This window comes from Amycolatopsis sp. WAC 04182, assembly GCF_003947465.1.
GTDB lineage: Bacteria > Actinomycetota > Actinomycetes > Mycobacteriales > Pseudonocardiaceae > Amycolatopsis.
Genome location: NZ_QHJJ01000007.1, coordinates 491,821 through 511,318 on the forward strand (window position 1 = coordinate 491,821; position 19,498 = coordinate 511,318).

At 69.2% G+C, this 19,498-nt stretch carries 14 protein-coding genes; 4 read left to right on the forward strand and 10 right to left on the reverse strand.

All coding sequences use genetic code 11. The features are described from left to right. Position 1: 1 nt before the first annotated feature. The 3 genes from DMH01_RS34470 to DMH01_RS34480 all read right to left on the reverse strand — a co-directional run bounded on the left by DMH01_RS34470 (position 2) and on the right by DMH01_RS34480 (position 3,798). Positions 2-1,522: a glycosyltransferase family 39 protein gene (locus tag DMH01_RS34470; RefSeq protein ID WP_125682268.1), complete on the reverse strand. Its 1,521-nt coding sequence runs from the start codon at positions 1,520-1,522 to the stop codon at positions 2-4. A gap of 89 nt (positions 1,523-1,611) precedes the next feature. Then, positions 1,612-3,144 carry a glycosyltransferase family 39 protein gene (locus DMH01_RS34475; RefSeq protein WP_125682270.1) on the reverse strand — a complete coding sequence of 511 codons (1,533 nt, stop codon included), beginning with the start codon at positions 3,142-3,144 and terminating at the stop codon, positions 1,612-1,614. A 138-nt stretch (positions 3,145-3,282) separates the two neighbouring features. Continuing rightward, a complete protein-coding gene (locus tag DMH01_RS34480; protein ID WP_125682272.1) occupies positions 3,283-3,798 on the reverse strand; it encodes a DUF402 domain-containing protein in 516 nt (171 codons plus the stop codon). 143 nt (positions 3,799-3,941) lie between these two features. On the opposite strand from DMH01_RS34480, the gene DMH01_RS34485 reads away from it, so the two are divergent. Both DMH01_RS34485 and uvrB read left to right on the forward strand, forming a co-directional pair. Next, positions 3,942-5,225, forward strand: a complete 1,284-nt coding sequence (locus DMH01_RS34485) for a DUF5685 family protein (RefSeq protein WP_125682274.1) — start codon at positions 3,942-3,944, stop codon at positions 5,223-5,225. A gap of 51 nt (positions 5,226-5,276) precedes the next feature. Continuing rightward, entirely contained in the window at positions 5,277-7,433 is a 2,157-nt protein-coding gene (gene uvrB, locus DMH01_RS34490) for an excinuclease ABC subunit UvrB (RefSeq protein ID WP_125682276.1), read from the forward strand. Positions 7,434-7,504: 71 nt separating this feature from the next. Here the strand turns inward: uvrB and DMH01_RS34495 are convergent, their stop codons facing one another. From DMH01_RS34495 to DMH01_RS34515, 5 genes are all read right to left on the reverse strand, one after another. Then, complete coding sequence (locus tag DMH01_RS34495; RefSeq protein WP_125682278.1) at positions 7,505-8,914, reverse strand: S28 family serine protease; 1,410 nt, start codon at positions 8,912-8,914, stop codon at positions 7,505-7,507. Between the two features lie 90 nt (positions 8,915-9,004). Further along, a complete protein-coding gene (locus DMH01_RS34500; RefSeq protein ID WP_125682279.1) occupies positions 9,005-9,775 on the reverse strand; it encodes an enoyl-CoA hydratase/isomerase family protein in 771 nt (256 codons plus the stop codon). A gap of 43 nt (positions 9,776-9,818) precedes the next feature. After that, positions 9,819-10,241 carry a hypothetical protein gene (locus DMH01_RS34505; protein ID WP_125682281.1) on the reverse strand — a complete coding sequence of 141 codons (423 nt, stop codon included), beginning with the start codon at positions 10,239-10,241 and terminating at the stop codon, positions 9,819-9,821. A gap of 257 nt (positions 10,242-10,498) precedes the next feature. Next, positions 10,499-11,458, reverse strand: coding sequence for an ABC transporter permease (locus tag DMH01_RS34510; protein ID WP_052121043.1), 960 nt, complete (start codon positions 11,456-11,458; stop codon positions 10,499-10,501). Beyond that, positions 11,451-14,360 (reverse strand): alpha/beta fold hydrolase, encoded by a 2,910-nt coding sequence (locus DMH01_RS34515; protein ID WP_199745733.1) that lies wholly within the window; start codon positions 14,358-14,360, stop codon positions 11,451-11,453. The genes DMH01_RS34510 and DMH01_RS34515 overlap by 8 nt, the downstream gene beginning before the upstream one ends. Before the next feature lie 318 nt (positions 14,361-14,678). On the opposite strand from DMH01_RS34515, the gene DMH01_RS34520 reads away from it, so the two are divergent. Both DMH01_RS34520 and DMH01_RS34525 read left to right on the forward strand, forming a co-directional pair. Continuing rightward, positions 14,679-15,653, forward strand: a complete 975-nt coding sequence (locus tag DMH01_RS34520) for a TerC family protein (RefSeq protein ID WP_125682285.1) — start codon at positions 14,679-14,681, stop codon at positions 15,651-15,653. A 30-nt stretch (positions 15,654-15,683) separates the two neighbouring features. Continuing rightward, complete coding sequence (locus tag DMH01_RS34525; RefSeq protein ID WP_125682287.1) at positions 15,684-17,645, forward strand: S9 family peptidase; 1,962 nt, start codon at positions 15,684-15,686, stop codon at positions 17,643-17,645. Positions 17,646-17,877: 232 nt separating this feature from the next. Here the strand turns inward: DMH01_RS34525 and DMH01_RS34530 are convergent, their stop codons facing one another. After that, positions 17,878-18,534, reverse strand: coding sequence for an RES family NAD+ phosphorylase (locus DMH01_RS34530; RefSeq protein WP_007028108.1), 657 nt, complete (start codon positions 18,532-18,534; stop codon positions 17,878-17,880). Between the two features lie 97 nt (positions 18,535-18,631). Further along, positions 18,632-19,213: a DNA-binding protein gene (locus tag DMH01_RS34535; protein ID WP_125682289.1), complete on the reverse strand. Its 582-nt coding sequence runs from the start codon at positions 19,211-19,213 to the stop codon at positions 18,632-18,634. Between the last annotated feature and the right edge of the window lie 285 nt (positions 19,214-19,498).

Genomic DNA, 19,498 nt, shown 5'->3' on the forward strand with positions numbered 1-19,498 from the left:
GTCATACCCGGAATTCTCTCAGGCCGGGCCACGCCGCGGCCCAGGTTTCGGTGTGGCCGGTGACCAGCCAGATCGGCATCCCCCGGCTCACGTTGCGGACGCCTGCCGCGTTGTCCACGCGGGAGACGATCCGGGCGTCGGTGAACGAACGCAGCAGCCGCGCCGGATCCGGTCCGACGAACAGGACGCTGTCCGCGGTCTCGGGCGGATGTCCGAAGTACCAGAACCCCCGGCTGGGGCTGTACACGGCGGGGAGCCCGTAGCCGGCGCCGTACCGGTCCAGCGCTCCGGCCTGCCAGTACCCCGCCGTGACGAGCGTGGTGCGCGCCCGCTGTTCCGGCGGGAGCCGGTGATAGGCGTCCGCGACGGAACGGGCGAGGTCCGGCCAGCCGATCTCCTCCAGCGCGTACGCCGGCCGCGGGACGTCCCGGCCCTCCGCGAGCCAGGCGGACGGCCACACCGGCAGCGCGTACGGGAGCGTGTACAGCGCGGAAAGCAGGAACACCGGCCAGGTCGGGATCCAGCGGAACCACCAGGACGGCCGCAACCGTCCGAAGTGGACGGCGGCGCCCGCCCACAGGACGCCGAACATGCCCGCCGCGTAGTAGTACCGGCCGTTCGACAGGATGAACAGTGCGATCACGCCGACCGCTGTCCAGCCGAGGAACCGGTACTCGCGCAGCCTTGACGAGAACAGCAGGACTACAAGTCCATAAAGGACACCGACGACACCGATGCCGAGCCCGGCGCCGGTCAGCAGGGCGGGCAGGAATCCGGCGCGGCCGCTCCAGCCGCCGGTGGTCTCGTGCGCGATGACGTCGCCCATCTCCAGTTGCGGCCAGCCGTTCGCGGCCTGCCACCAGAGGGTGGGGACGAGTGAGAGCGCGGCGATTCCCGCGCCGAGCCAGAGTTTGGGCCTGCGCAGGAGATCCCGTGGCCCGAAGAGCAGGATCGCGACCCCGGCGGCGACCCAGAACGTCGCGATCAGGAGCTTGACGTTCAGCGCGACGGCCGTCGCCACGCCCAGCCACAGCAGCAGATCGTCGTCGCGGGTGCGCATCCACCGCACGAGCAGCCACGCGATGAGCGTCCACAGCGCCGGGTCGATCGTCGAGGTGGCCAGGTAGTGCCCGCTGCCGAGGAACTGGCCGCAGATCGCGTACGCGGCGGCGGCGCGGGTCTGCGCCCGGCGGTCCCCGCCCATCTCGTAGGCGATGAGCCCGGTGAACACGACACCGGCGGCCGTCGCGACGACGGCGGGGAGGCGGAAGACGAAGACGTTGCCGGGCGCGAGCGTGTCCATCGCCAGTGCCAGGGCCGGGAGCACTGGCGGCTGGTCCGCGTAACCCCAGGCTAGCCGCTTGCCCGCGGAGAGGAAGTACAGTTCGTCGCCGAAGTAGCCGTAGCGCCATGCCGTCGCCATCAGGACGGCCGCGGCCGCGGCGGCGAGGAGCCCCACCGGGAGCCGGGCGAACGCCGCACTGGACACGGTCGGTGTTTCGGCCGCGCGGGCGGCTTCCATCCATTCCTCGCAGATCCCTCGGGTGCCGGTCCTCTCGCACCTTACGTGCCACCGGCGTGGCGCGTCGGTCGTGAGAGGACCGGTGAGGCTCAGAAGCCCCAGTCCGCGAGTTTCGGCCACACCGTGTCCCAAGTCCCGTTCCGGCCGGTGGCCAGCCAGATCTTCATGCCCTGACTCACGTTCTCGATCCCGGCCCCGTTGTCGAGCGCGCCGACCTCACGCACCTGCGTGAAGTACGGCACAAGCCCCGAAGGGTCGTTCCCGACGAACAGGATGTCCCGTGCCGATTCCGGCGGCCTCGGCAGCGTCACGTAGCCGCGGTTCGGGCTCGACGGCGACGGAAGCCCGAGCTCCGGTCCATAGTGGTCGATGGCACCGGCCTGCCAGTACTTCGCCGTGACGACACCGGTCCGGGACGGATCGGGAACGGTCCGGTACACCCGCGCCACCGACTCCGTGACCTCCCGCCAGCCGACCTCTTCGACGGCGAAGATCGGCCGCGCCCACATCGGAGCGCTCGCCAGGTCCGCACGCGGGAGGATCGGGAGTGCCTGCGGGATCGCGATCACCGCGGCCACGAGGTACACCGGCCAGGTGGCGACCCAGCGCCAGTACTTCGACGCCCGGCCCGCCTCGATCTCCACCGCCGCCGCGGCGAACAGCGGGGCGAACATCCCGGCCGCGTAGTAGTAGCGCCCGTTCGCCAGCAGGAACAGGGCGAGGACGCCGAGCGCGGTCCAGCCGAGAAACCGGTACGGCCGCAGGCGTTCGGACCGCAGCAGGCGCCACAGTCCATAGCAGACCAGGATCGCGCCCACCGGTACTCCGGCGCTCAGCACCAGCGTCGGGACGAAGGTGACCCGCCCGCCCCAGCCTTCCGAGACCTCCTGGGAGATCGCCGCGCCCATGGTCAGCTGCGGCCATCCGTTCGCCGCCTGCCAGACGAGGGTGGGCGCGATCATCGCGGCGGCGATCGACGCGCCGAGCCACAGCGCCGGACGGCGGACGAGATCACGGGGCCCGACCGCCACCGCGGCGGCCAGTACGACGACCCAAAAGCCCCCGACGAGGAACTTCGTGTTCAGTGCGACGCCGGTCACCACGCCGGCCCAGACCAGGAGCCTGTCCGTGCGGGTCCGCACCCAGCGGACGAGCAGCCAGAGCAGCAGCGTCCACAGGAACGGGTCGATCGTGCTGGTCGCCAGGTAGTGCCCGCTGCCGAGCATTTGGATGGACACCGCGAACGTCGCCGCCGCGATGGCCTGCGCTTTGCGGCCGCCGCCCAGTTCCCTGGCGATGAGCGCGGTCAGCACGACACCCGCCACCATCGCCAGCATCGCCGGGATCCGCAGGACGAACGGTGAATCGGCACCGAACGCGTCCATCAGGCGCGCCAGCAGCGGCAACAGCGGCGGTTGGTCGGCATACCCCCAGTCCAGATGCCGACCGGCCGCCAGGAAGTACAACTCGTCGCCGAAATAGCCGTAGCGATCGGCCGTCGCCGCGAGGACCGCCCCCATCGCCCCGGCGATCACCAGCACCGGTGCCCTGGCGAACGACGCGACCTCCGTGCGTTCTCGCCCACCGGACCGTTCCCGGTGTCCCTCGGCCTCGATGACCACGGGTATCCGCCCCCTCTCGATCGGTTACGCCCTTGATCGAGAGTCCCGCGGCACCGAACCTCCGGGTATCCATCGGCCGGTCAGGATCGACTCACCCAAGGGATGAGCCAGGATCAACCGATCGATGGATGCGAGGGGTCAGTGCCGTCGCCAGCCGAGTGAGATGTCCTTTGTGGACAGCCAGCCGCGCAGGTCATGGCCGTGCGTGGCCAGTCCGTCGACCGTCGTGTGGCTGACGCCGAGCGCGCGTTCGCCGTCGGCGGGGGACAGCAGCCCGGCGGTGACCGCGGCGAGGAGTTCGTCGGTGTCGATCACCTGGACGGATTTCTTGTCCCGCAGGACGAGGTCGAGATAGAGATCGGTGGCCACCCAGACGCCGTTCTCGCGGCGGATGTCGACGACGTCGAGGTAGAAGTCCTGATCGCGTTCGTGGCCGGGGGTGAACCAGAAGTCGGTGATCCGCAGGCCGAGATCCGGCAGCAGCCAGGACTCGAGGTAGTGGAACTGGGTCCGCCCCGGCGTCGGCCGCGCCATGTACAGGCCGAAGGGCTCTTCGCGATATTCCTCGACGTCCCTCACGATGCCCTTGGGGTCCGTGTTGGTCTTCGCGGCCGGGTCGAAGTACTCGACCTTGGGCGGATGCAGCGCGGTCATGCGCCCATCTTGGAAGGCGGCGCCGCCCGCGAACACCGCCCAACCGGGTGGACGATCACGGTTTGCGGGTTCCGGGGGAGTAGCGGCGCCCGGCCGGATAAGGTGCGCTGGTTCCGCCATAGGGGTGAGTGGGGAGTCGACGCATGTTCGGAATCATCAGGCCGTGCCGCCATCGGCTGTCCGCGGGGCTGCACGCGGACTGGCTCGCCCATCTCTGCGGTCTCTGCCTGGCGTTGCGGGACGAACACGGACATCTCGCCCGAATGGTGACGAACTATGACGGGCTGATCATCTCGGCGCTCGTCGAAGCCCAGTCGCCGCGCGCGGAAGGACGTCGCGACGCCGGCCCTTGCCCGCTTCGGGCGATGAAGGGGACTTCGGTCGCGAAGGGTGGCGGCGCCCAGCTCGCGGCGGCGGTCTCCCTCGTGCTGGCGTCGGCCAAGATCAACGACCACGTCGAGGACCGTGACGGTGCCTTCGGGCGGCGTTCCGTCGCACTCGCCGCGAGGCGGGTCGCGACGCGCTGGGCGGATCAGGGGAGCCGCACGGGGATCCGCGTCGGCTTCGACACGGCGGTCCTGACCGAGGCCGTCGACCGGCAGGCCGAGATCGAAAACGCCGTCCGCCTCGGTGATTCGGCCGTCCTCGCCACCGAACCCGCCGAACTGGCGACGGCGGCCGCGTTCGCGCACACCGCGGTCCTGGCGGGCCGCCCGGAGAACGCGGCGCCGCTGGCCGAGGCCGGCCGCCTGTTCGGCAGGGCCGCGCATCTGCTCGACGCCGTCGAGGACCTCGCGGAGGACGAGGCCGCCGGTGCGTGGAACCCGCTGACGGCCACCGGGACCGGGCTCTCCGAGGCTCGGCGGCTGTGCGACGACGCCGTGCTCGGCGTCGAACTCGCCCTTCGCGAGGTGCGGTTCGATCAGCCCAAGCTGGTGCACGCCCTCCTGGTCCACGAACTGCGGCAGGCGGTGCGCCGTGCGTTCGGGCACAACCTCACCGGGCACGGCCATGGTCCGCAGCAGCCGCCGCCGGGCTGGATCGGGCCCGGTCCCCAGCCGCAGCAGCATCCCCACCAGCCTTATCCGCCCCAGCAGTACCCGCAGGGCGGCTACCAGGCGCCGCCTCCGCCGCCGGGCGCTCCCGGCAGCGGCCCGCCGCAGGAGCCGCCGAAGAAGAAGCGGAAGCACGGCGGCCCGCCGACCGACGGTCAGGGCGGTTGCTGCTGGACGCCGAAGTTCCGGGTGCCCGCCCAGCCGAGGGGGTTCTTCTTGGGTTGCGCGGTGGCGACCTATATGTGCTGTTCGTGCCAGTTCTGCTGCCGCGACCCGTTCCCCGGGGCGTGGAGCGGGAAGCCCCACGAGGCCTGGTGCAACAACAACTGTGACGGTTGTGACTGCTGTAACTGCTGCGACTGTAACTGCTGATCCGACCAGGCGAAACGGAAACTGTCGGACCCAGCGCTTACTCTTGAGGACGTGGCTTTCGCAACCGAACACCCCGTGCTCGCCCAGTCGGACTTCCGCCCCGTCACGGACATCCCCCGGACCGGCGGCCGGTTCGAGGTGGTCAGCGAGTACAAACCCGCCGGTGACCAGCCGGCGGCCATCGACGAGCTCGAACGCCGGATCAACGCGGGCGAGAAGGACGTCGTGCTGCTCGGCGCCACGGGTACCGGCAAGTCGGCGACGACGGCCTGGCTGATCGAGCGCGTCCAGCGTCCGACCCTGGTGATGGCGCCGAACAAGACGCTCGCCGCGCAGCTGGCGAACGAGCTGAGGGAGCTGTTCCCGCACAACGCGGTCGAATACTTCGTCAGCTACTACGACTACTACCAGCCCGAGGCGTACATCGCGCAGACGGACACCTACATCGAGAAGGACTCGTCGATCAACGACGACGTCGAGCGGCTGCGGCACTCGGCGACGATGAACCTGCTGTCCCGGCGCGACGTCATCGTGGTCGCGAGTGTCTCGTGCATCTACGGTCTGGGCACGCCGCAGTCGTACCTCGACCGGTCGACGAAGCTGAAGGTCGGCGAGCAGCTCGACCGGGACGTCTTCCTCCGCGCACTGGTGGACGTGCAGTACACCCGTAACGACATCGCCTTCGCGCGTGGCACCTTCCGCGCCCGCGGGGACACGGTCGAGATCATCCCGGCGTACGAGGAGCTGGCGATCCGCGTCGAGTTCTTCGGCGACGAGATCGAGAAGCTGTACTACCTGCACCCCCTCACCGGAGACATCGTCAAAGAGGTCGACGAGGTCCGCATCTTCCCGGCCACCCACTACGTGGCGGGCCCGGAGCGGATGGAGAAGGCCATCGGCGGCATCGAGGCCGAGCTCGAGGAGCGGCTGGCCGAGCTGGAGAAGCAGGGCAAACTGCTCGAGGCCCAGCGGCTGCGGATGCGCACCGCGTACGACATCGAGATGATGCGCCAGGTCGGGTTCTGCTCCGGCATCGAGAACTACTCGCGGCATATCGACGGCCGCGGCGCCGGCACCGCGCCCGCGACCCTCATCGACTACTTCCCGGAAGACTTCCTGCTGGTCATCGACGAGTCGCACCAGACCGTCCCGCAGATCGGCGGCATGTTCGAAGGTGACATGTCGCGGAAGCGGAACCTGGTCGACTTCGGGTTCCGGCTGCCCAGCGCGGTCGACAACCGCCCGCTGACCTGGGAGGAGTTCACCGACCGGATCGGGCAGACGGTGTACCTCTCGGCGACGCCGGGGCCGTACGAGATGGGGCAGGCGGGCGGCGAGTTCGTCGAGCAGGTCATCCGCCCGACCGGCCTCGTCGACCCGAAGGTGGTCGTGAAGCCCACCGAGGGCCAGATCGACGACCTGGTGCACGAGATCCGCGAGCGGGCCGAGAAGGACGAGCGCGTCCTGGTCACCACGCTCACCAAGAAGATGTCCGAGGACCTCACCGACTACCTGCTGGAGCTGGGCATCCGGGTGCGGTACCTGCACTCCGAGGTGGACACGCTGCGGCGGGTCGAGCTGCTGCGACAGCTGCGCGCGGGCGATTACGACGTGCTGGTCGGCATCAACCTGCTCCGTGAGGGTCTCGACCTGCCCGAGGTTTCGCTGGTCGCGATCCTCGACGCGGACAAGGAGGGCTTCCTCCGCAGTGGCACGTCGCTGATCCAGACGATCGGCCGCGCCGCCCGAAACGTGTCGGGCGAGGTGCACATGTACGCGGACAAGATCACCGACTCGATGCAGCACGCCATCGACGAGACCGATCGCCGCCGCGCCAAGCAGGTCGCCTACAACAAGGAACGGGGTGTCGACCCGCAGCCGCTGCGGAAGAAGATCGCCGACATCCTGGACCGCGTCTACAGCGAGGCCGAGGACACGGAGTCCGTCGCCGTCGGCGGCTCGGGCCGAAACGCTTCGCGCGGCAAGAAGCCCGAGCAGGGCGATCGCGTGCGCAGCTCCGGGATGCTCGCCGACAAGGACGTCGCCGGGATGCCGCGCGCCGAGCTGGCGGATCTCATCCAGCAGATGACCGACCAGATGATGCAGGCCGCGCGCGACCTGCAGTTCGAGCTGGCCGCCCGGCTGCGGGACGAGGTCGCGGACCTCAAGAAGGAGCTCCGCGGCATGGACGCGGCCGGCATCAAGTAGCCGTATTTCGTCCTCTGATCGCGATCCTTGCGCGTGCAAGTACCGCGATCAGAGGACGAAACGCGTGAGGGTCAGAGGCGACGGCGTTCCAGCATGGTCAGGTCGGCGTCGAAGTCCGGGAACCCGGCGGGTACCGAACGCGTGCTGACACCCGGCGAGACCGGAGGCAGACCCGCCCACCGCCGCACGGTGTTCGTCGCTTCGGCGGCCTGGGCGGCGGGAAGCTGCGCGATCCGGGCGCCGTGGTTCCCGCCCGGCACCGTGTAGCTGTAGGAGTCCTTCGTGCCGAAGCCGAGCTTGAACGGCTCCGCGCTCCACGGGTCGTTCTCGCCGTTGACGAACATCAGCCGCTTCCCCTGGGACTTCACCCAGAAGTCGATGTCCGGCATCGCCAGATGGTCGAACCGCGGGATGTCGACCGATTCCGGCACGAACGTCCGCGACACGTTGGAGCCCGGGTAGCGCAGCAGATCCCGCAGATAGCCTTCGTAGGACTCGGGGGCGCCGAGCTGGTAAGCCGCCTGGAAGTAGTACGGGACGTAGATCTCGAGGTTCTGATCGGAGTAGGTGTTGAGGCTCTCGACGCGTTCGAACCAGGCATAGATCTCCGCCGCCGGAGCACCCGCCTTCGGGATCGTCGCGCAGTCCGACTGCCTCTGGTACTGCCAGAAGGCGAAGTACGAGTCGATCACGGAGATCTCCAGTGACACGTCCGCCGAGCCGACGGTCTTGAACGTGTAGCCGTTCTTGGCCGCGTCTTCGGCGGCGAGCGCCGCGAACTCGGGACGCCGGGTCAGCACGTCACGCTGGATCGCCTTCAGCGCCGACCGGCAGGCCGGATCGTCGCCGACGTTCGCCAGGAACCGGTTGTAGCGGTCGTGCGCGTTGATGACGTCGTTGGGCGCGACGTACGGGATCGTCGCGTCGACGTCGTCCGGGAAAAACCTACGGAAGTAGGTCGCCGTCATGCCGCCCTTGCTGCCGCCCGTCGCGAGCCACTTGCCCGGATAGATCCGCTTGAACGCCTCGACGGCGCGGTGCTGATCGGCGGCGGCCTGCCAGATCGTCAGCTGCTTGCCCCAGTCCGGATGGTCCGGCCGGGAGGGGGTGAAGAACCGGTACTCCATGGAGAGCTGGTTGCCGTCGACGATCTGGGTCGGCTCCGAGCGGTTGGGCGATTGCGAGACGTTGTACCCGCTCGTGTACATCACGGTCGGCGACCGGAATTCCTTGTGCAGCAACGTGAACCGCTGCTGGAACGTGCCACGGTCGGGCCTGCGGTGGTCGACCGGCTGGGTGTAGGTGAGTTTGAAGAACCGGTACCCGGTCGGCGCCGGGTTCTCCGAGACGACGGTCAGCCCGGGTATCCGCCCGAGCGCGTCCTCGATGTCGCCGGGTGCCGCCTGCGCGGCCGGGGTCAGCCCGGCCAGTGCGAGAACGGTTGTCGCCAGAACCGACCACGCGGCCGTGAGCTTCCGCATCCATGCCCTCCCCATCGGGACCTGTTGAGCGGTCGGATACTCACAGAGTCCCCGCCGGTGGGCAATCGCCTATCCGGTCGAGCCCGAAGATCAGGCCTGGCCGCTGAGCACCCGGTCGACGTAGGCCTTGATGGCCGCGAGCGCCTCGGGGGAGCTCCACAGGTCGAGGACGTGGGCGTCGTCGCCGGTGCGGTGCTCGGCGATCCGCTCGTGGAACGGCCGGTGCAGCTGCGCCTTCGTGTGCGCGTACGCGGCGGCCGGGATCTCGGCGAGCTTCCGGGCCACCTCCACCGCCCGTTCGACTACGTTCCCGGGCGCGGTCACCTCGTTCACCAGGCCGAGCCGGAGCGCGTCCGCGGGCAGATGGGTCTCGCCGAGGAACGCGAGTTCGGCGAGGACGTCCGCGCCGAACCCGGACCGCAGGATCTCCAGCGCCGCCAACGGGAACGGCACGCCGACGAGCAGCTCGGTGATCCCGATCCGGCCGGGTCCGTCGGCGAGGACACGGCGGTCGCAGGCGGCGGCGAGCACCGCCCCGCCGGCGATCGCGTGCCCGTTGACGGCCGCGACCACCGGGCCGGGGAAACCGAAGACCGAGAGGAACGCGTCCGACAGCGCGGGCAGGAAGTCCTCGAGATAGGCCGCGCCGCCGTCGTGCACCCGCCGCAGGTCGACACCCGCCGAGAAGATGCCGCCGGTCCCGGTCAGCACGACACCGCGATGGCCGGCGAGCTGGACGTCTTCGAGCCGGACGATCAGTTCCTGGCAGAACTCGGTGTCGAGGGTGTTCGCCTTGCCGTGCTGGAGGGTGACGACGGCGATCCCGCCTTCGTCGTCCACGCGGATCGAGGAGGTGGCCATGGCCCCGACCGTACCCGAGCCCGCGGGGATCTACAGTGGACCGCTAATCCCGCAGCTGCACGGTGACCGTCGGGCTGAAGGACCGCTTGCGGTTCCAGCCGGTCTCGGCGCCGATGCTGAGCTGGATGGCGCGGTCGGCGGGCGCCCAGTAGCCGGTGCGCACGAAGTAGGCGTCCATCGAACACAGCCTGGCGCAGGACTTGCGGTTGCAGATCGTCTCCCAGCCCCACTGCCTGCCGCTCTCTTCGACGCCGTTGCGCCGGACGAAAAGATGCGGGTTGCCGATCTCGCGGCAGTAGGCGCTGCCCTCGGAGATGTAGAGGACCCCGTCGATCTTGTAGAACCGATTGTTGTCGAGAAGCGTCACCTGGCCAGAGACGGCGAAGCCGACCCGGCCGCCCTTTCCGGCGCTCATGGTCCAATCAAGAGAGAATTCTCGGACCGGAGTCTCGACTGACTGGGTCATGGTGACATCCCCGCTTTCCGCTCGCGTCGGCACCTTTCCACTGAAGATAAGGATTTCCCGGAGGTCCCCGAAGATGAATGCGAGGTTTTCACCCAATGAGTCGATGATCGGAAAATCGATGTTCTCATGCGCATGAAACACCGGTTACCGGCGCTAATGGGTGAAGGTCGCCACGGCCAGTGAAAACCGGGGCCCACCAGGGAAGAGGATTTCGTCTTCCCGGTGGACCCCGGTGCTTTTCCGGTACGGAAACGCTCTCAGCTGGTGATGTCCTTCGTCGCGAACCGGCGGCCCGCCAGAAGGAAGAACACCGTGCCGTACAAGGCCGCGGACAGCATGCCGTTGGCCATGTTCGTCCAGTCGATGTCGGTCGAGATCAGGTCCATCCACGAGAACGCGAAATGCGTCGGCAGGTAGTCGCGCAGCCCTTCCAGCGCGGTGATCTGATCGAGGATCTGCGAGACGATCGCGACGATCACCGCGCCGCCGACGGCGCCCAGCGGGGCGTCGGTGGCGACCGAGAGCAGCATCGCCAGACCGGCCACCCACGCCAGCTGCAGGATGATGTAGATCGTCGCGAGCCCCATGGCGACGAGGCTGTCGCCGAACGACACCGCGTCCCCGGTCGGGCTGATCGCGTCGCCCGCGCCGTACCAGATGACGCCGACCACCAGCGAGACCAGCGGCAACAGGATCAGCGCGACCGCGGAGAGGATGCCGGAGACGATCGCCTTCTGCCGCAGCACCCGATGCCGGGGGACCGGCATCGCGAGCAGGTACTTCAGGCTCGACCACGACGCCTCGCTCGCGATCGTGTCGCCGTAGAACAACGCCACGATCATCGGGAGCAGGAACGTCCCGGAGACGAACAGCGCGAGCACCACGAAGTTCGGCGCGCTCGCGGTGGCGAGGTCGACGAAGCCGCCGCTGCGGCGGTTCGGGTTGGCCTGCCCGATCTCGAACGCGATCACCAGGATGAACGGCAGCAGCGCGACGAACCCCAGCATCAGCTGGGTCCTGCGCCGTTTGAGCTGCCGTTTCAGTTCGACGCCGAGCCGCAGCGTCCGGTCGGCGCGGTACCCCGCCACCGCGCCGTCGGGGCCGACCTCGGTCGGTTCGTGCGACGCGACCTCGGTCAGCTCCAGCAGTGCCGCAGGATCGGTGTGCACGCCGTGATCCGCCCGGGTCGCCGGGCCGGAACCATTGGTCTTACTCACCCTTCGAGTCCTCTCCGACCAGCTGCAGGAAAGCGTCTTCCAGACGGCGCCGCGGCCCGGCCTGCTCGACCGCGACCCCGGCCCGCACCAGGACGGCGACCGCCTCGGCGCGGGCGAGACCGTCGAGATCCGCGTGGACCAGTTCGCCGTCGACGTCGACGCCGGAAACACCGCCGACCTTCCGCAGCGCTTCGGCCGCTTCGGCGGGCTTGTCGACGCGGAACGTCGCCTCGCCGCTGGACGCGGCCAGTTCGCCGACCTCACCCGAGGCGACCAGCATGCCGCGGTGCATCACGACCACGTGCGTACAGGTCTGCTCGACCTCGGCCAGCAGGTGGCTCGAGACCACCACGGTGCGCCCGGTCGCCGCGTAGCGCTGGAGCACCTCACGCATCTGGTGGATCTGTGGCGGGTCGAGCCCGTTGGTCGGTTCGTCGAGCACCATGAGCTCCGGGAGGCCGAGCATCGCCTGCGCGATCGCGAGCCGTTGCCGCATGCCCTGGCTGTAGGTGCGGACCCGCCGGTTCACCGCGTCGCCGAGCCCGGCGATCTCCAGTGCCTCGGCGAAATGCGCCTTCTCCTTCGGGCGGCCCGTGCTCGCCCAGTACAGCTCCAGGTTCTCCTTGCCGGACAGATGCGGCAGGAAGCCGGAACCCTCCACAAAGGACCCGATCCGGGAAAGCACCGGCGCGCCGGGCGCGATCAGGTGGCCGAACACGCGAATGGTGCCCGCGGTCGGCGTGATGAGCCCCATCAGCATGCGCAGGGTCGTCGTCTTACCTGCGCCGTTCGGCCCGAGCAGACCGAGGACCTGACCGGGTTCGACACGGAACGACAGATCCTTCACCGCGACGAACCCACCCGCGTAGGCCTTGCGCAGGCCTTCGATCACGAGCGGCGTCTTCGCCAGGCTCTCGTCGACGTCGTGGGCACGGCGGCGGCGGAACGCGGCGATCACGGTGATCGCGATCCCCGCGAGCAGCGTTCCGGCGATCCCGAGCAACTGCGCGGTGGGCGCGCCCGCGCCGACCGAGGTGCCGGGGACGACCGGCACGCCGAGCCGTCCGCCGTCCGCCAGCCCGATGCGGAACACGGCGGGCTCGACCGGCGTCGCGAACGCCTGGTCCGTCGTGGCGACGACCAGCCGCAGTGTGTGCCCGGCCTCCAAGGGCCGCACGATGCCCGGCAGGGTCACCGTCACCTCGACCGGGCTGCCGTCGGCAGGCAGGCCCGAGACGCGGAAGGGCGCGACGGCGTTGGCCGGAAGCGTCCGGACACCTTCCGAGTTGACGTCGTAGAGCTTCGCGAACAGGACGGCTTCTTTCTGCGGAGCCGCGGCGGACGGATCGGCCGAGACCTGCAGCCGGACCGTCGACGAACCGGCCGCGATCGTCTGCGCGTCGAGCGGCGGTGTCGCGAACTGCGCGGCCTGCCCCGGCGGGTCCAGGCTGAACAGTCCGGAAAGCCGGGACGAACCCGCCACCGCTCCGTTCAAGCCGGGGATCCCGCTCACCGCCGCGGGATTGCCGCCGGCGGGCCGCACGACCGGCTGGGCCGGACCCGCCAGAGTGAACTGCCGCCGCTCGGTGGCCTCCCCGGTCGCTCCCGGGTACGCCGGCGCGGTGACGGTCCGGACCGAGGGGGCGCCGTTGGCCCGCAGCGTGCCCTGGATGTCGTAGCTGAACCCGGTGCCGGGATCGGTGCCCTGCCCGGTGAGGGAGAACTTGAGGAAGTCGGCGATCTGCGCGCGCAGCTTCTGCCCGGGCTTCCCGCCGTCGTGGCCGCCGGTGTACCAGATCGTGCGGACCTTGCCGCCCGCCGCGGTGATCTGCCGGGCGGTCGCGTCGGACTGGTCCAACCCGAACAGCGTGTCACTTTCACCCTGCACCAGCAGGGTCGGCACGGTGATCTTGTCCGTCACGGACGCCGGGGAGACCCGGCGGAGCAGGTCGACCGTCTTCTGGCTCGCCTTCCCCGTGGTGGCGAGTTCGGTGTACGCCTGGCAGACGTCGGCGGTGAACCGTCCACAAGGGTCGGCCGGGCCGGACGGGGGCCGCTGCCCGTTCTGGCCGCCGAGCGGCAGTGACTGCGCCGCGGCACCCGCCGCGCCGGTGCCCTGCGCCGCACCGGATTCGCTCGTCTCGTCGCCGGCTTCGGGCGCGTCGTTGGCGGGGGAGCCGCTCTGCGCCGCGCCGGAACCGGCGGAGAAGAAGATGCCCGCCCACGACTTCTTGAAGACGCCGTCCGCGGTGAACGCGCCGGCGGCCGGGGTGGTGGCGTCCGGCGCGGCCGCGGCGGCCGCGTTCGGGAAGAGGCCCTGCGCGAGATCGTTGTAGGTGATCACCGGCGCGATCGCGTCGACCCGCTTGTCGGTCCCGGCGAGCAGCAGGGAAAGCGCGCCGCCGTAGGAAGCGCCGGACACGGCCACCTTCGGGTCGCCGTTCTCACTGAGGACCTCGGGGCGCGCGGCCAGGCCGTCGATCAGCTTCTTGGCGTCGGCGACTTCGCGGTCCGGGTCGTTCAGCGCGATCTTCCCGGTGCTGCGGCCGAAACCGCGCGCGGACCAGGTCAGCACGACGAAACCCTTTTCGGCGAGTTCGCGGGCCTCGGTGGCGACACTGTTCTTGTCACCGCCGAAACCGTGGGCGAGCAGGACGGCCGGAGCCGGGGTCTGTTCGGGCAGGTACGTGGTCGTGTCGATCTTCACGACCTCGGACGAGCCCGGGGTTTCGGGCAGGTCGAGCGTCGCGTCCTGGGTTCTGACCGCGGACGGGGCGGGTTCGCTGTTCGTCCACACGACGGCCGCGGCGGCCAGGACCACCACGACCGCGGCGAGCGCGGTGAGCTTCGCGCTGCGCGTGCGAGGGAGCGGGATTCGGGGCACGGAATGACCGTATTTCACCGAAGCTGAGAACCGCTTCCCCGGCACACACGGACCACACAAGGGTGGCGTTAGGCCGCCACCGGAACGGGTACTCATGGAGTGAGAAGGTGTGGGTGTGACGGGAGTTACGCCATCTTCTTGGTGACAAGGGCAACCTTAACTGGCGTCATGCGTACAGACAGGTCAAACTGGACCAGCTGTGAGGGGAGTATTCCTTCGCGGCGGTGTCGTCAGCACGGTGGCCTTCGCAGGCCCCCGGCACCGTCGGCCGGTTTCGCACCGGCGGAAGAGACCTCCGGTTAGTTGCTGCTGTGCACTATCCGGAGGGTTGGATACATGTCTGTTCCCCTGTGGCTGTGGATCGCCACGGTCGGTGGCCTGCTCGCGCTGATCGCGCTGGACCTGGTCATCGTCGATCGCAAGCCACATGAGGTCACCACCGGCGAAGCCGCCAGGTGGGTCGTCTTCTACATCGCCGTGGCCATCGCGTTCGGTGTCGGCGTCTGGGTCTTCGCCGGACACGACTACGGTGTCCAGTTCTTCACCGGTTACATCACCGAGTACTCGCTGAGCGTCGACAACCTGTTCATCTTCATGATCATCATGACGTCGTTCAAGGTGCCCGCGATCCACCAGCACCGGGTGCTGCTGATCGGCATCCTGCTCGCGCTCGCCATGCGCAGCGTGTTCATCGCCGTGGGCGCCGCGCTGATCGCGCAGTTCGTCTGGGTCTTCTTCCTCTTCGGCGCCGTTCTCGTCTGGACCGCGATCAGCATGGTCCGCAACAAGGACGAAGAAGAGGAGTACGAGGAGAACGCGCTCACCCGCTGGGTGCGCAAGCTCTTCCCGGTCACCGAAGAGTGGCACGGCCACAAGTCCTTCGTGAAGAAGGACGGCAAGCGCTGGATCACCCCGATGTTCCTGGTGATCGTCGCGATCGGCAGCGCGGACCTGCTGTTCGCGGTCGACTCGATCCCCGCGATCTTCGGTATCACGCAGGAGGCCTTCCTGGTCTTCACCGCCAACGCGTTCGCGCTGATGGGTCTGCGCCAGCTGTACTTCCTGCTCGGTGGCCTGGTCACCAAGCTGGTGTACCTGTCCTACGGCCTCGCGGTGATCCTCGCCTTCATCGGCGCCAAGCTGTTCCTGCACGCGCTGCACGAGTACCACGTCGTCCCGGACTGGCTGGACATCAACAACTGGGTCTCCCTCGGCGTCATCGTCGTGGTCCTGACCGTGACGACGGTGGCCAGCCTCGCGAAGGCGAAGAAGCTGGAAGCCGCTGAGCAGGAGTCTTCAATCAGTAGTTAGAGCTGCTAAGGATCGGGTACCGTCGGGGCCGTGCGTCCCGTTGACATCGAAGCCCTGACGGTCCCCGGCATCCTCGCGCTGCACGGCGACCTGCTGCTCACCGCGGTGAGCAGGCCTGATCTGAAGACGAACAGCTACCGCGGAGCCCTGCGCAGGGTCGATCCGGGTGGCGGTGGCGAAGGCGCCTGGACCCACGGGACCAAGGACTCCGCCCCCGCCATCTCGCCGGACGGCCGGTGGGTCGCGTTCCTCCGGGCGGGTGAGGGCTCCGGGCGCGCGGCCAAACCGCAGGTGCACGTGATGCCCGCGGCCGGCGGTGACGCGAAGCGGATCACCGATCTGCCCCTCGGCGCGGGCGCCCCGGTCTGGGCACCCGATTCCCGGAGGATCGCGTTCGTCGCGCGCGTGCCCGAGCCGGGCCGCTACGGCACCGAGAACGCGGACGGCGAAACGCCGGAGCCGGGTGAAGAAGCGCCGCGGCACATCACGAACCTCTTCTACCGCGTCGACGACGTGGGCTTCCTCGACGACCGTCCACAGCGTCTGTTCGTCGTGGACGCCGTCGCCGCGCTGGACGAGGAGTCGCCTGCCGAGCTCGCGCCGCTGACGGACGACCAGGCCGACGTCGACCATCCCTCGTGGACCGCCGACGGCGAGCAGGTCCTGTTCACCGGCCCGCGTGAATGGGCCGCCGAGGACACCGTCCGTACGGATGTCTACGCCGTGCCCGCGGGCGGGGGCGAACCCCGGCTCCTGGTCCGGACCCTGGGCACCGCGTACCGGCCGGTCGTCGCCCCGGACGGTTCGATCCTGTTCTACGGCAACGAATTCCCCGGTCTGGAGGACGTCGCCCGCAACACCGGCCTCTGGCGGGCGCCGTGGCCTTCCGGTGACGAGCCTTCGTCCCCGCGCCGGCTGACCGACGTCGAAACGGTGGACTGCGACAACGCCGCGGGCGCTCCGGTCGTCGTCGGCGACGAGGTCCTCGTCGTGGTCAGCACCCGCGGTTCCGCCGAGCTGCGTGCCGTTCCCCTCGACGCCGAGCTGGCCGAGCTGAAGTCGCTGCGCCACCTGGTGGGTGAACGCACCGCCGTGAAGTCGTTCGCCGCGGACGGCGAACGGATCGTCGCGGTGGTCGGGACGCCCGAGAGTTCCGGTGACGTCGTGCTGCTCGCGGACGGGGAGTCGCGTGTGCTCACCGACTACTCGAAGGCGTTGCGCGACACCGGGATCCTGCCGCTGGAGGAACTGAACGCGACCGCTCCGGACGGCTACCCGGTCCACGGCTGGGTCGTTCGGCCCGAAGGGGACGGGCCGCATCCCGTGGTCCTGATGGTCCACGGTGGACCGTTCGCGGCGTACGAATGGAAGGTCTTCGACGAGGCGCAGGTGCTCGCCGCCGCGGGTTACGCCGTCGTCCTCGGCAATCCGCGCGGTTCCGCCGGCTACGGCGAAAGCCACGGCCGGAGCATCGTCCACGGCCTCGGCACCGTCGACGCGGACGATCTGCTGGCACTGCTGGACGAAGCGGTCAAGCTGCCCAATCTGGACGGTGACCGGGTCGGCGTGATGGGCGGCTCGTACGGCGGCTTCATGACCAGCTGGCTCGCCGCGCACCACGGCGGCCGGTTCCGCGCCGCGTGGAGCGAGCGCGCGGTCAACGCCTGGGACTCGTTCGTCGGCAGTTCCGACATCGGCTGGTTCTTCGCCGGGGGTTACGCCGGCGACGACGTCGAAGAGCAGCGCAAGCGCAGCCCGCTGACATACGCGGGGAAGATCGACATCCCGTTCATGGTCGCGCACTCCGAGCAGGACTGGCGTTGCCCGCTGGAGCAGGCGCAGCGGATGTACGTGGCACTGCGGCAGAACGGCGTCGCGGCCGAATTCCTGCTGTTCCCCGGGGAGGGGCACGAACTCACGCGTTCGGGGCTGCCGCGGCATCGGGTGCAGCGGTTCGACGCCGTGCTGGAGTGGTGGGGCCGCCACCTCTGAGCCTCGTGAGTGGTGAGGACGGTTAGAACCGTCCTCACCACTCACGAGACCAGACACACTCGGTACCGGAGTTGTGCTGGGTGCTGGGCTTGGCCGGGGGTTGCGAAAGCCACTTTCGCAACCTTCAACGTTGCGAAAGTGGCTTTCGCAACGTCGGCCGTGGCCGGGCCCGGCATCACCAACGGCCGGAAGCGTCACCCTCGGCTAGAACCGTCCTTACATGACATTCGGGTCAGCTGAGAAGCGTGTAGTTCAGCTCTTCGCACACCCGGCCCAGCGGGACATCGAGCCCCGGATGGTCCAGCGGGAGCAGCACGTCCGGCGCGACCGGCAGCGAATTCCCGGCGGGCGGGTCCCACAGCGCGAGCGCGGGGCCGCCGGAGTCCATGGACGACCGGTACCAGACGCCGTCGAGGTCGCCGAAGGCGGCGCGGATGGCGCGCGCCCAGGCCTGGGTGATCTTCTTCGGGCCGCTGGAGATCTCCTGCGAGGCGCCGACCCTGGTCGGCCACAGGCCGGCGAGGTCGAGCAGCCGCAGCGTGCGGGTCGGCCGGACGACGACCAGGCGCGGGCCGCGGGACTTGCGGTCGACCGTCGACGTGGTCTGGAAGACCTCCGCGATGCTGGTGCGCACGGTGAGACCGAAGTACAGGACGCCGTTCCCGGGGTCGGTGACCGGGCGGCCGCCGCGACCGGGGGTCTGCGGGTCGAACCGGCCGTGCGGGAGCGGGCCGCTGTAGCGGAACGAGTTCCACTGCTGGGGGTGGTTGCCGTGCGCGGTGAAGATCCTGACCAGCCTGGTGCCGGGGTGCACCGTCACCACGTCGTTGGTGCGGTGCAGCTCCTTGACCAGGACAGAGCGTGCGGGCGGCAGGGGGAGCCGGGCCATACCTCGGGAGTCGTCCGTCCTTGTCGGGTGATCTTGCTCGGTGGGGTCAGCCTACGGCCTACCCCCGACTGGAATTTTCCGTCGTCGGGCAAGGATCTCAGAACGGCGAGCCCAGGGTGGCCACCAGTCTCGCGACGTGCTCGGGATCGCCGCCGGAGAGGAGCCATTGGCGCGGGGTGGCGGGGTGGTCGTTGATCACCAGATCGGTCTGCGGGGTGCTCATGAACGCGGCGACGACGAGCGCGGGCTGGTCCTCGGGGACGGCGCGCAGCACGACCTCCAGGCCGGGCAGCACCCCGGAACCGGCGAACTGCCAGGCGGGCAGCCGCCAGCCCTGGTCCTTCCAGCCGGTGAGCCTGCCCTCCTTGAGGCGGTGCCGGATCCGGCTGTCGTCCACGCCCAGCGCCTTCGCCGCTTCCAGCACGCTCAGCGCGGAATCGGCGAGGACGGCGTGCGCCGCGACCGTGCGGGCGCGGAAGTCCGGCTCGTCCTCGCCCCGGGGGGAGAGGTCCAGGCCGACGTCGGTGAGCGCGGCACGCTGGTCCGCCGAGAAATAATGCGACGGATCGGGGTTCGGTGGGGTCAGCCTCCGCGCCGCGTCCTCGACGAGGTTCAGGAACTCGTTGGCGTCGACCTTCAGGCCCGCCTTGGCGAGAACGTTCTCGAGCGCTATCGACATAGCGCCTAGGGTAACGCGTCTGTGCGGGTTCGTGCGGTCTCATCTCGGTTTCGTGGGGGAATTCACCAGAGATGAACACAGAGTGCACGGAATCAAACACGCGCAGTAGGCAATGTCGCCACAGTCTGCCCGGATCGGGCGAGCTTGTCCAGGAGTTCGGCTTGACACGTGGTAAACAGGAACTTACCTTCCGAAAGGTAAACGATTTCTTCCCACCGCTTCGGAGAACCCGGCTGGTGTGGGGCCGGCTTGGGGGAACAAGGGGGTGGGGCGTTCCTGGGCGGC